This is a genomic window from Aeromonas sp. LsrichE-8G, assembly GCF_022869435.1.
Lineage (GTDB): Bacteria > Pseudomonadota > Gammaproteobacteria > Enterobacterales > Aeromonadaceae > Aeromonas > Aeromonas caviae.
The window spans coordinates 20233-20680 of sequence record NZ_JALIHH010000133.1 but is presented as its reverse complement, the minus strand read 5'-3'; the positions used below and the strand labels follow the sequence as shown (position 1 = coordinate 20680).

Annotated in this window: 1 rRNA gene; it reads right to left on the bottom strand. The window is 53.1% G+C overall.

The window, feature by feature from the left end:
• Positions 1-359 (bottom strand): 16S ribosomal RNA (locus MUW49_RS17360); the annotation flags it as partial.
• Between the last annotated feature and the right edge of the window lie 89 nt (positions 360-448).

Sequence of the window (448 nt, the reverse complement as noted above, 5' to 3'; positions counted from 1 at the left end):
CTGCTGCCTCCCGTAGGAGTCTGGACCGTGTCTCAGTTCCAGTGTGGCTGATCATCCTCTCAGACCAGCTAGGGATCGTCGCCTTGGTGAGCCATTACCTCACCAACTAGCTAATCCCACCTGGGCATATCCAATCGCGCAAGGCCTGAAGGTCCCCTGCTTTCCCCCGTAGGGCGTATGCGGTATTAGCAGTCGTTTCCAACTGTTATCCCCCTCGACTGGGCAATTTCCCAGGCATTACTCACCCGTCCGCCGCTCGCCGGCAAAAGTAGCAAGCTACTTTCCCGCTGCCGCTCGACTTGCATGTGTTAGGCCTGCCGCCAGCGTTCAATCTGAGCCATGATCAAACTCTTCAATTTAAGTTTGGTTGCTTCGAAAAGCGGCTCAATGAATTGCTGAATTAACTGCTGCAACTTTCGTTGCTTTGGTCACTTCATCAGACATTGAT